Consider the following 11,150-nt stretch of genomic DNA (forward strand, 5'->3'; position numbering starts at 1 on the left):
ATAGTTATCAAACCGGAACCGAAGGGTACGAAGTGATACGTATGAACGGGGGAGCCACTGCTCGGGTCGCCGGAGGTCGACCACCGGATGGAGGCTGAACACCCCGGGGACGTCCTCGTGCCCGTCGGCGACTCGGAGACGCTGCGGCGGACGGTCGCTCACGCCGTCGAACGCGCCCACGACTCGTCGGCCGACGCCGACGAACCCGTGACGATACACTTCGTCTATCCCGCGCGGTGGCGCATCTTCGAGACGGACCCCGCGGCCGTCGCCGCCGCCGAGACGCTCCTCGACCGAGTCGTCGCTTGGGCGGAGGAGGACCTCGACGAACTGGTCGGCGAGGACGAACCACGCACCGTCACCGTGAAATCGGCGACCGTCGGGACGAACGAGTACGTCTTCAGTCCCGCCGACTTCGCGGACGTGGTCAGTCGCTACGCCGAGCACAACGACGTGAGAGAAATCGTCGTCGACCCCTCGTTCCGCCCCGGGGGAAGCGTCCCGCTCCTCCGGTCGTTCGAGGAGGAACTCGCGCGCCGCGGCTTCGACGTACTCGAAGCGCCGGTGACGCGACAGACGCGACGCCGCCTGCCCTTTACCGCCATCGGACTGCCGTCGTTCGCGTTCGTGTTCGTCGTCACCTTCCTGTTTTACATCGCGCTCGGCGGGTGGCACCTGACGGACGGCTACGAAGTGCTGACGGGCGCCGTCACCGCGGGCGCCGTCACGCTGACGCTCGCTCGCGTCGCGCTCAAGGGTGACCTGCCCCGCCTGCGGGTCGTCGGCGTCACGCTCGGCCGAATCGCACTCTACACGCCCATCCTGCTCTGGGAGATTGCGAAGGCGAACGTCTCCCTCGCGTACGTGGTGTTGCATCCCAGTCTCCCCATCGACCCGCGCACCGTCGAATTCGACGCCGCGGTGTGGGGTGACCTCCCCGTCACCACGCTCGCGAACTCCATCACGCTGACGCCGGGGACGCTGACAATCGACGTGAGCCGGCAGCACTTCCACGTCCACGCGCTGATTCCCGACGCGGAAGACGACCTGCTCGAAGGCAAGCTCGAACGCTTCGTCCGCTTCGTCTTCTACGGCCGGGAGTCGGCGCGCATCGCGTCGCCCCGCGAACGACTCGCCCGAGACGAGGACACCACGGAGGGTGAGACCTAATGTTGCCCGTACCCCTCGCCGCGGGCGGCGGCAGCGAGGTAGCCGTCTCGTCGACGCTGTCGACGATTCTCCTCCTCGCCGCGGGCGCGTTCGCCACCTTCGCCGTCGTGTTGCTGTACCGGGTCGTCCGCGGCCCGACCACGCAGGACCGCATCGTCGCCATCAACGTGGTGGGGACGAACACGGTCATCGTCATCGCGCTGGTGAGCGTCGCCTTCGGCGAGTACGGCTACCTGGACGTGGCGCTCGTCTACGCCCTGCTCAACTTCGTCATGAGCATCGCCGTCTCGAAGTTCACCGTCGAGTGGGGTGGCGTCATATGACGCCGCTGGAGACGCTCGCTGCGGTGTTGGTCGTCGTCGGCACCTTCTTCGGGTTCGTCGCGACGGTCGGCATCATCCGGCTGCCTGACCTCTACTCGCGGCTCCACGCCGCCTCGAAGAGCGACACCCTGGGGTCGGTGCTCTCGCTCGCGGGCATTGCGCTCGTCCTGGGACTCGGCACCGAGTCGCTGAAGCTCGTCTTCCTGCTCGTCTTCCTGTTCGTGACGAGTCCGACCGCGGCCCACGCCATCGCCCGGGCCGCGAAAGAGCAGGAGGTCGAACCGGCGGGCGACGAGTTGGAGGGCGAGGAATGAGCGCCGAGTTCCTCGTCGCTGCCGTCCTCGTGTTCATGGTCGGCAGCGCGCTGGCCGCGGCGCTCCTTCGTGACGTGGTCGCCAGCATCGTCGCCTTCGCGGGGTACAGCTTCGGCGTCGCCGTCCTCTGGTCGTTCCTCCGCGCGCCCGACGTGGCGCTCACCGAGGCAGCGGTCGGCGCGGGCATCACCACCGTCCTCTTCTTGCTCACCATCGCGCGAACCACCGTCTCGCGCTCGGAGCGCTTCGAGGGCGTCAGCCTCCGGTCCGGACTGGCTGTCGTCGCCATCGTCGTCACCGTCGGCGCGACGGTGCCGGCGCTCCCGGCGATGGGCGCCGGCGGGACGCCGGTCCTCGGCGGCGAGGTGAGCCAGTACTACCTCGACAACGCCTACGACCAGACGGGCGTGACCAACGTCGTGACCGCCATCCTCGTCGGCTACCGCGGGTTCGACACCCTCGGCGAGGCGGCAGTCGTCTTCGCCGCCGGCATCGCGATGTTGCTCGTGCTCCGGCAGGAGGAATTCGTATGAGCGAACGAGATGACCAATCCGACGACGAACTGGAAGGCCAGCTCTCCCGCCCCGGCGAGGAGCGCCCGCCCTACGTCGAGAGCACCATCATCATGACGACCGTTCGGGTGATTGCCCCCTTCGTGCTCACCCTCGGCCTGTTCGTGATGTTCCACGGTGCGAGCTCCGCGGGTGGCGGCTTCCAGGGCGGCGTCATCGCCGCGACGACAGTCGTCATGCTCGGGTTCGCGTACGGTATCGAACCCATCGCGGCCTATCTTCGAAACGAACAGCTCGCGGCGCTCGTCCTCGGCGGCCTCGGGACTTTCCTTCTCGTGGGCTTCGGCTCCTACGCCTTCGGCGGGACGTTCCTCGAATTCACGCTCTACCCGATTCACCATGGCAGCAAATACAGCATCGAACTCGTCGAACTCGGTATCGGGGTCGTCGTCTCCGGGGTCATCACCGGCCTCTTCTTCCTGTTGGGGACGGGCCTCGACAGCGCGTACGACGCCACCGAACCGGGGGAGGAGGACCGCTGAATGATAGAACTACTGACGACGAAGTACACGTACCTCGTCGTGGTCGCCCTGTTGGCCATCGGCGCGTACGTCATGATAGAGAGCGACAACTTCGTGAAGAAGATAATCGGCCTGAACGTCTTCCAGACGGGCATCTTCGTGTTCTTCATCTCGTCGGCGTTCCGCACCGGCGGCGAGTCGCCCGTCGTCCAGAGCGGCGGTGGTGGCGGCCCCTTCGTCTCGCCGCTTCCGCACGTCCTCATCCTGACGGCCATCGTCGTCGGGGTGAGCCTGACCGCCGTCGCCCTCGGCCTCGTCATCCGCATCTACGGGAGTTACGGCACGGTCAACGAGGACACCCTCGCGGAGGTGCGAGCCGATGACTGACGCGTTCGTCCCGCTGTTGGTCACCGTCCCGATGCTCGGCGCGGTGCTCGCCGTCGCCACCGGGTTGGCGAGCGAGCGCGGCCCGCCCGCCGTCGCCGGCGGCACGCTCGCCGTCCAGACGGTCCTCGCCGTGTGGATCGGCACCGACGCCATCGCCAACGGCCCGCTCTCGACCGAGGTGGGCGGGTTCGTCGCGCCCTACGGTATCGAACTCGTCGTCGACGGCCTGTCGGCGGTGGTCGTCACCCTCGTCGCCGTCGTCTCTCTCACCATCCTCGTGTACGCGATTCGGGACGACCCCAGCGGGACGCCGTTCTACACGGAGTACCTGCTGTTGGTCACCGGGCTGTCGGGGATGGCCGTCACCGGCGACGTGTTCAACCTCTACGTCTTCCTCGAAATCTCGGGGCTGGCGACGTACGCCCTCGTCGCGAGCGCCGGCACCGGACGGTCGGCCGTCTCGGCGCTCAAGTACCTCATGTTCGGCACCGTCGCCGCGTCGCTCTACCTGCTCGGCGTGGGCTACGCCCTCGTCGCGACGGGGACGCTCAACATGGCCGACCTGTCGGTCAAGCTCGCGGAGGCAGGCTACGACTCGACGCTCGTGCTCGCCTCCTTCGGCTTCATCGTCGTCGGCCTCGCGACCAAGACGGCGCTGTTCCCGCTCCACACGTGGCAACCCGACGCGTACAACGACGCCCCGGACAGCGTGAGTGCGCTCATCGCCGCGCTCGTCTCGACGGTTGCCGGCTACGCACTCCTGCGACTCGTCTACACCGTCTACACGCCCGCCTTCTTCGAGGCGGTGCCCGTCGCGCGGACGGCACTCATCGTCTTCGCGTGCGTGAGCATCGTCGTCGGGAGCGTCCTCGCCGTCGCCCAGTCGGAAATCAAGCGGATGCTCGCGTACTCCTCCGTCTCGCAGTACGGCCTCGTCGTCGTCGGCCTCGCCATCGGCACGCGCGCCGCCGTCTTCGGCGCTATCGTCCACCTCGTCGGGCACGCGATTATGAAGGGTGGGCTGTTCGTCACTGCGGGCACCGTCGACGACGTGCTCGGCGCGAAGACGGTCGACGAGTACGCCGGCCTCGCCGACCGCTACCCCGTGCTCGGGGGCGCGAGCGCCGTCCTCATGCTCGCGATGGTGGGCATCCCGCCCGCCGTCGGCTTCGCCGGCAAGTGGTATATCGCCCTCGGCGCGGTGCAGGCCGGGGCGTGGCCCGTCGCCGTCGTCATCTTCGGGTCGACGCTCCTGACGCTCGCGTACTTCGCACGCGTCATCGAGCGGATGTACGTCGCGCCGGCGACGGCGCGCGACGTGGCCGCGGCGGACGGCGGCTTAGGCGATGACCTCCTCCCGACGACACCCCCGCGGAGCCTCGTCGCCCTCGTCGTGGGCGCAGCCGTCGTCGCCATCGTCCTCGGCCTCGCCGTCACCGACCTCCAGACAATCCTCGAACCGACCCTCGATAGCCTCCTCTCGCCATGACAGAAATCGCCTCACTCAGACCGGCGCTCCCAATCGCCATCGCGGCGCTCGCCATCGTACCGATTCTCGCCTCTCGCAGGCGGCCGAACCTCCGCGAGGCGTGGACGGTGCTCGCGGCGGCGAGTGCGTTCGTCGTCGTCGCCAGCATGCTTCCCGGCGCCATTGCCGGGACGACGCGGGTCGCCTCCTTTGGCTTCCTCGTCGCTGGTGTCGAACTCTCCTTGCAGGCCGACCCGCTCGGCCTCCTCTTCGCCACCGTCGCGAGCCTCCTCTGGCTCGTCACCAGCTTCTACAGCATCGGCTACATGCGGGGCCTCTCCGAACACGCCCAGACGCGCTACTTCGCGTCGTTCGCCGCGAGCGTCGCCGCCGCTCTCGGCGTCGCCTTCGCCTCCAACCTCGTCACGCTGTTCGTCTTCTACGAACTCCTGACGGTGGCGACGTACCCGCTCGTCACCCACGACGAGACGCCCGAAGCGCGGGCCGCCGGTCGGAAGTACCTCACTTACACCTTCGGCGGCGGCGTGGCCGTCCTCGCGGGCACCGTCATGGTCGCCACGATGGCCGGCACGACGTCGTTCACCGCCGGCGGCATCGCCGGCCTCGCCACCGCCGACCCGATGCTCGCGCGGGCGGCGTTCACCCTCCTCATCGTCGGCTTCGGCGTGAAGGCGGCGCTCATGCCGCTTCACTCGTGGCTCCCCGACGCGATGGTGGCGCCGACGCCCGTCTCCGGTCTGCTCCACGCCGTCGCCGTCGTCAAGAGCGGTATCTTCGGCATCGCGCGCGTCGTCCTCGACGTGTACGGCGTCGACCTGACTGGCTCGCTCGGGATGGGGCTTCCCCTGGCCGTCGTCGCCGCCGCGACGCTGCTCATCGCGAGCATCATCGCGCTCCGACAGGACAACCTCAAGCGCCGCTTGGCGTACTCGACGGTGTCGCAGCTCTCCTACATCGTCCTCGGCATCGCCATCCTCGACCCGCACTCTATCGTCGGCGGCCTCCTCCACATCCCCGCTCACGCGTTCATGAAGCTCACCCTCTTTTTCACCGCGGGCGCCATCCACGTCGAGACCCACACCGACGACATCAGCGAGATGGCGGGCATCGGCAAGCGGATGCCGCTGACGATGCTCGCGTTCGGCGTCGCCGCCGCGGGCATGGCCGGTATTCCGCTGGTCGCCGGCTTCGTCAGCAAGTGGTATCTCCTCATCGGGAGCGTGGACGCCGGACAGGCCGTCTTCGCCGTCATCCTTCTCCTCTCGGGCATCCTCAACATCGCGTACTTCTGGCCCGTGTTCTATCAGGCGTTCTTCGAGAGCGAGGACGCCGCCGACGCCAAGCCGCTCATCGAGTTCTCGCTCGGCGGCGAGGAGCGCTCTATCCTGCCCAAGCACGACGACCACGACACGGGCGCGGTGACCGACGGCGGACACGGTGAAGCGGACGAACACGACGGCCATCACGGCGGCCCGCCGGCCGACGGCTGGGAGCGTCGTGGGTGGCGCGGCGGCGAGAGCACGTGGTTCATGCTCGGCCCGATTCTCGCGGCCATGACGGGGGCCGTCGTCCTCGGCGTGATTCCGCGGACGGCGGTGTTCCTCCGACTCATCGAGGTCATCGTTGCGGCGGCGACGGGGGTGCACGTCTGATGGCTGGTCCGCTCACCGCGCTCCCGCCCGGCATCCTCGTCCTCGCGGCGGCGATGGCGACGGGACTCGCCGGCCGTCGCCTCGGCCACCTGCTCGGCGCTCTCACGACGGCGCTGGTCACCGTCTGGATTTGGGTCGCTCCCGCGGGCACCCACCTCTCGGGCCAGCTGTTCGGCTTCGACGCCGTCTTCTTCATGGTCGACCCCTTCTCGCGGGTCGTCGGCCTCGTCTTCGCCTTCATCGCCACCGTCGCCGTCACCTACTCGTGGGCGACGGAGGCGAACAACCACCAGACGGCGTACGCGCTCACCTACGTCGGGTCGAGTCTGGGCGCCGTCTTCGCCGGCGACTGGCTGACCATGGCCGTCTGGCTCGAAGCCATGGCCGTCACGAGCACGATTCTCGTCTGGCACTACGGCGGGAAAGCCATCCGTGCGGGCTTCCGATACGCGCTCCTCCACGGCATTGGCGGGAGCCTCGTCCTCGCGGCGGTGGCGTGGCACTACGTCGAGGTGGGGTCGTTCCTCCTGAGCGCCGCACCCGGCGGCATGGCGGGGACGATTCCGCAGGTGCTCATGGCCATCGGCATCGGCGTCAACGTGGGCTTCATCGGCCTGCACGCGTGGCTGCCCGACACCTATCCGCGGCCCCACATCGCGGCGAGTGTCTTCCTCTGTGTCTACACGACCAAGACGGGCGTCTACGTTATGTACCGCGCGTTCCCCGAGGGCAACCTCTGGGTGGCATACATGGGTGGCGCGATGGCCGTCTTCGGCGCCGGTGCCGCCCTCCTCCAGAACGACATGCGCCGCCTGCTCTCCTATCACATCCAGTCGCAGGTCGGCTACATGGTCGCGGGGGTTGGCATCGGCACCGCCCTCGCCACCGCGGGGGCGTTCGGCCACGTCTTCAATCACATCCTCTACAAGAGCCTGCTGTTCATGACGGCGGGCGCCGTCGTCTACCAGACGGGCGAGGAGAACCTGAAACACCTCGGCGGACTGGCGCGGAAGATGCCCGTCACCGCCGCGGCGTTCACCATCGCGGCGCTGGCCATCGCCGGCTTCCCCGGCTTCAACGGCTTCGTCAGCAAGGGGATGGTCATCGGCGCCGCCCACCACGAACACCTCGACGCGCTCTGGTATCTCCTCCTCCTCGGCGGCGTCGGCACCTTCCTCTCGTTCATCAAGTTCGGCTACTACGCCTTCCTCCACGGGCCGTACGAGGGCGAGGCGTCGGTGTCGCAGGCACCCCGAATCCAGCAGGTTGCGATGGGCTCCGTGGCCGTCCTGCTGGTCTTCTTCGGTGTCGTCCCCGACGCCCTCTTCGCCATCCTGCCGCTTGAGGGCGCCTACGAATTCCACACGTTCACCCTCGGCCACGTGGGTGAGGGACTCGCGCTGGCGGCGGCGGGCGTCGTCGGCTTCGTCGTCCTCAAGAAGCCGCTGTCGAAAGTCGGGCGCGTCCCCGACATCGACGCGGTGTACAACCCGCTGGCCTTCTACGGCACGCGGGCCGTCGTCCACGCCGTGACGGAGACGTACGCGGCAGTCGACCGCGCCGTCGTCGGCGTCGTCGAGCGTGCGATAGCCTTCCGCGCCGACCCGACCGAACTCTCGCGGCTGCGGGCGAACATCGGGAGCAGCATCTTCATCCTGATGGTCGTCCTCGCGGGTGTGTTGGCGTGGCTCGGCGTGGTGTGAGGCGTCTCGGCAACGGGCGCCCTGTATCTTTTTGTCGGCCGAGCGACTGATATTCGGTTATGGGAGTTCGTGGGTGGGGGAGCGACGGACGCGCACAGAGCGAGGCGACCGGTGCCCTCCTCCTCGTCGCACTCACCATCATCATCGCCGGGACGCTCGGCGTGTTCGTCCTCGACATCGGGCAGAACGTCGAGGCGACGCCGCAGTCGTCGTTCGACACCGACTTCGACGACTCGACGGTGACGATAACGTACCGCGGCGGCAGCACCATCCCCACCGACGAGACGCTGGAGACGCTGGTGAGTTCGGGATTGCTCACCGGCGACGGCTGGGAGTCCGTCGACGGCCCCATCACCACTGGCACGAGCATCACGCTCACCCACGAGAACGAGAGTGGGGCGACACAGTCTTGGAACGGCGAGACAGTCCGCGTCGTGTGGACGAGCGCCGACGGCGGCACGACGACGGTGTTGGTGCGGACGCAGGCGCCGAGATGACGAATCGCCAGATTTTATTCCAGACACCGGATACGGCTGGCATGGACCAGTTGCGGCAGTCCCTCCTCGATGCGCCGATCATCGAGAAAGGGGATTACGAATACTTCGTTCACCCCGTCAGCGACGGGGTGCCGATGCTTCGTCCCGAACTCCTGCGAGAAATCGTCATCAAAATCATCCGCAAGGCGGACCTCGAAGACGTGGACAAAATCGTCACGCCGGCGGCGATGGGCATCCACATCTCGACCGCCGTCTCGCTGATGACCGACATCCCGTTGGTCGTCATTCGAAAGCGCCAGTACGGCCTCGACGGCGAGGTGTCGCTCGCGGCCCAGACCGGCTACTCCGAGAGCGAGATGTACATCAACGACGTGGAGGCGGGCGACCGAGTGCTCGTCCTCGACGACGTGCTCTCGACGGGCGGGACGATGAAGGCGATTCTCGACGCTCTCGAACACATCGGCGCCGAGGTGACCGACGTGGTGGCGGTCATCAAGAAGTCCGGCCCGAACGAACTCGACGACGCTGGCTACAGCGTCAAGACGCTCATCAACGTCACCGTCGAGGACGGCGAAGTCATCATCACCGACTCGCACGGCGACGGATAGTCGCCGCCCGCCGCGCCGTCACCGCGATATGCTGGCGGCGTCGGGCGATTCTTGCCTGACCGATGGGTATTAGTGGGCACCGCCGTAGTGACATGGTATGCCGTCTGGTAACGACCGCCGAAGCGATTCGGGCACGGCGGGTCGTCGGGGACGACGGAGGCGGGACGTGTTGCGGCTCCTCGGGGCGACGGGTGTCGCCGGCCTCGCCGGCTGTTCGGGGGGCGGGAGCGGCGGTGAGTCGACGACGGACCGGAGCGTCCAGGGCACGTACGTTTCGGCGTCCAGCGTCGACGCGCAGTCGCTCAACTGGTTGACCATCGCCGACTCCACGTCTGGGTCGTACGTCACCGCCACACTCGACGGGATGTGGGCGATCAAACCCAACCGGGAAATCTTCCCGCTCTGGGCCGACTACTCCACCGACGACGGACGCGTCTACGAAATCGAACTCCGCGAGAACCTCGAATGGGGCGCTGGCTACGGGCAGATGACCGCCGAGGACTGGGTCTACATGATTAAAAACGTCTTCCAGGCCCAACCCAATTGGAGCGGCTACCCCAACGCCGACTCGTGGTTCCGGATGAACCCCGACTCCGGCCAGCGCGAACCCATCCCCGTTGAGCAGACGGGCACACGGACGTTCGAAATCCAGCTGTTCGAGGTGGACCCCTCGTTCCCGTTCAAGCCAGTCCTGTGGCGACAGCTGTGCATCCCCAAGGGCATCCTGGAGAAGTACGTCCCCGACCAGGACACCGAGGGACTCCAGCAGGACGAGGAACTCAACACGCTGGCGTACACGGGGAATCTGGGACCGTACACGTACGACTCGTGGGAACGGTCGGCCCGCTACACCGTCACCCGCAACGACGACTACTACCTGCACGACGTGGACGGGATTCCCGAGCGATTCCGGGAAGCGCCGTACTTCGACGAACAGGTCCTCAGAGTCATCAGCGAGGAGAGTACGCGCCTCGGTGCGCTGGAATCAGGCGAAGTCGATTCGGCGGGCATCCCACCGGACAAGGCGACGCGGTTCGAGAACCTCCCGAACGTCAACGTCAACGTCGCCCCGCAACCGTTCGCACAGATTCTGGTCTACAACATGCGGGCGAACGGTTGGGAACCGTTCCGCTCGAAGGCCGTCCGGCGGGCCCTCGCGTTCGCCGTCGACAAGGAGACAGTGATTCAGAACGTCCTGCGGGGCTACGGACAGGTCGCCCAGACCATGCAGCCCCAGTGGTCACAGTGGTACGACGACAGCGAGGTGGAGGAGTTCGGCGTCGGCGACCGGTACGGCCCCGAAGCGACGCGCACCCGTCTCGAATCCGCTCTCTCCGATACCGAATACGCCTACGACGGCGAGCGACTCGTCGACGGGTCGGGTGAACAGGTGTCACTCTCGATATACTACGACTCCGGACAACCGACCGAGGGAACCGTTGCCGAGTTCGTCGCCCAAGAGTTCGGCGAGAACGCCGGCATCGACGTCCAACCACAGGCCATCTCCACGTCGACGTTCCAGAGCAACTACGTGGAGACGTCGCCCCCGGAGGGGACCGACCCCGAGTGGAGCGCGGGCGTGTTCAACGGCGGTCCGCGCGACGTTGCCACCAGTGCCGAACCGTGGGATATGTCCATCAACCTCCAGTTCAACACGTATCCGTTCACGCCCGCCTCCAGCAAGGGCTTCTTCGAGAAGCGAGGCGGCATCAACTTCTACGGCTACTACCCCGACGCGGACATCGCGTCGCTGTACGAACAGGCGTCGGCGACGACGGACGAAGAGCGCCGGAAAGAGCTGTTCGGGCGGGCGTTCGGCCTCATCAGCGAGGAACAACCCTTCGGCTTCCTCACGATGCCCTCGGAAGTGACGGGCTACGCCGACAACGTCCGGGGCTACGCCGACGAGTTCAACACGGTGTGGGACTCTCAAACATGGTACTTCGCGTGAGCGGGGGTCGAGGCGACCGGTGA

General features: G+C 67.2%; 12 protein-coding genes. All 12 read left to right on the forward strand.

Features of this window, described 5'->3' with window-relative positions:
- Positions 1–87: 87 nt before the first annotated feature.
- The gene (locus BLU18_RS02380; RefSeq protein WP_092630886.1) at positions 88–1,170 is read left to right on the forward strand and encodes a monovalent cation/H+ antiporter subunit E; all 1,083 of its coding nucleotides are present in this window, start codon (positions 88–90) and stop codon (positions 1,168–1,170) included.
- On the forward strand, positions 1,170–1,493 hold the full coding sequence (locus BLU18_RS02385) for a cation:proton antiporter (protein WP_092630889.1): 324 nt from the start codon (positions 1,170–1,172) through the stop codon (positions 1,491–1,493). The genes BLU18_RS02380 and BLU18_RS02385 overlap by 1 nt, the downstream gene beginning before the upstream one ends.
- A complete protein-coding gene (mnhG, locus tag BLU18_RS02390; RefSeq protein ID WP_092630892.1) occupies positions 1,490–1,807 on the forward strand; it encodes a monovalent cation/H(+) antiporter subunit G in 318 nt (105 codons plus the stop codon). Before BLU18_RS02385 ends, mnhG begins: the two co-directional genes overlap by 4 nt.
- Positions 1,804–2,340: a DUF4040 domain-containing protein gene (locus tag BLU18_RS02395; RefSeq protein WP_092630895.1), complete on the forward strand. Its 537-nt coding sequence runs from the start codon at positions 1,804–1,806 to the stop codon at positions 2,338–2,340. Before mnhG ends, BLU18_RS02395 begins: the two co-directional genes overlap by 4 nt.
- Entirely contained in the window at positions 2,337–2,861 is a 525-nt protein-coding gene (locus BLU18_RS02400) for an MnhB domain-containing protein (protein ID WP_092630898.1), read from the forward strand. The genes BLU18_RS02395 and BLU18_RS02400 overlap by 4 nt, the downstream gene beginning before the upstream one ends.
- A complete protein-coding gene (locus tag BLU18_RS02405) occupies positions 2,862–3,227 on the forward strand; it encodes a sodium:proton antiporter (protein WP_092630901.1) in 366 nt (121 codons plus the stop codon).
- Positions 3,220–4,716, forward strand: a complete 1,497-nt coding sequence (locus BLU18_RS02410; protein ID WP_092630904.1) for a monovalent cation/H+ antiporter subunit D family protein — start codon at positions 3,220–3,222, stop codon at positions 4,714–4,716. Before BLU18_RS02405 ends, BLU18_RS02410 begins: the two co-directional genes overlap by 8 nt.
- Complete coding sequence (locus BLU18_RS02415) at positions 4,713–6,368, forward strand: proton-conducting transporter transmembrane domain-containing protein (RefSeq protein WP_092630907.1); 1,656 nt, start codon at positions 4,713–4,715, stop codon at positions 6,366–6,368. Before BLU18_RS02410 ends, BLU18_RS02415 begins: the two co-directional genes overlap by 4 nt.
- On the forward strand, positions 6,368–8,071 hold the full coding sequence (locus BLU18_RS02420; protein ID WP_092630910.1) for a Na(+)/H(+) antiporter subunit D: 1,704 nt from the start codon (positions 6,368–6,370) through the stop codon (positions 8,069–8,071). Before BLU18_RS02415 ends, BLU18_RS02420 begins: the two co-directional genes overlap by 1 nt.
- A gap of 59 nt (positions 8,072–8,130) precedes the next feature.
- Positions 8,131–8,568 carry a type IV pilin N-terminal domain-containing protein gene (locus BLU18_RS02425; RefSeq protein ID WP_092630913.1) on the forward strand — a complete coding sequence of 146 codons (438 nt, stop codon included), beginning with the start codon at positions 8,131–8,133 and terminating at the stop codon, positions 8,566–8,568.
- A 41-nt stretch (positions 8,569–8,609) separates the two neighbouring features.
- On the forward strand, positions 8,610–9,176 hold the full coding sequence (gene hpt / locus BLU18_RS02430; protein WP_092630916.1) for a hypoxanthine/guanine phosphoribosyltransferase: 567 nt from the start codon (positions 8,610–8,612) through the stop codon (positions 9,174–9,176).
- Positions 9,177–9,273: 97 nt separating this feature from the next.
- Entirely contained in the window at positions 9,274–11,127 is a 1,854-nt protein-coding gene (locus BLU18_RS02435; RefSeq protein ID WP_092630920.1) for an ABC transporter substrate-binding protein, read from the forward strand.
- Positions 11,128–11,150: the final 23 nt, after the last annotated feature.

This window comes from Haloplanus vescus, from assembly GCF_900107665.1.
Lineage (GTDB): Archaea > Halobacteriota > Halobacteria > Halobacteriales > Haloferacaceae > Haloplanus > Haloplanus vescus.

Coding starts and splice junctions, on each gene's coding strand:
- BLU18_RS02380 (WP_092630886.1), top strand. CDS start 88: ATGGAGGCTGAACACCCCGGGGACGTCCTCGTGCCCGTCGGCGACTCG.
- BLU18_RS02385 (WP_092630889.1), top strand. CDS start 1,170: ATGTTGCCCGTACCCCTCGCCGCGGGCGGCGGCAGCGAGGTAGCCGTC.
- mnhG (WP_092630892.1), top strand. CDS start 1,490: ATGACGCCGCTGGAGACGCTCGCTGCGGTGTTGGTCGTCGTCGGCACC.
- BLU18_RS02395 (WP_092630895.1), top strand. CDS start 1,804: ATGAGCGCCGAGTTCCTCGTCGCTGCCGTCCTCGTGTTCATGGTCGGC.
- BLU18_RS02400 (WP_092630898.1), top strand. CDS start 2,337: ATGAGCGAACGAGATGACCAATCCGACGACGAACTGGAAGGCCAGCTC.
- BLU18_RS02405 (WP_092630901.1), top strand. CDS start 2,862: ATGATAGAACTACTGACGACGAAGTACACGTACCTCGTCGTGGTCGCC.
- BLU18_RS02410 (WP_092630904.1), top strand. CDS start 3,220: ATGACTGACGCGTTCGTCCCGCTGTTGGTCACCGTCCCGATGCTCGGC.
- BLU18_RS02415 (WP_092630907.1), top strand. CDS start 4,713: ATGACAGAAATCGCCTCACTCAGACCGGCGCTCCCAATCGCCATCGCG.
- BLU18_RS02420 (WP_092630910.1), top strand. CDS start 6,368: ATGGCTGGTCCGCTCACCGCGCTCCCGCCCGGCATCCTCGTCCTCGCG.
- BLU18_RS02425 (WP_092630913.1), top strand. CDS start 8,131: ATGGGAGTTCGTGGGTGGGGGAGCGACGGACGCGCACAGAGCGAGGCG.
- hpt (WP_092630916.1), top strand. CDS start 8,610: ATGGACCAGTTGCGGCAGTCCCTCCTCGATGCGCCGATCATCGAGAAA.
- BLU18_RS02435 (WP_092630920.1), top strand. CDS start 9,274: ATGCCGTCTGGTAACGACCGCCGAAGCGATTCGGGCACGGCGGGTCGT.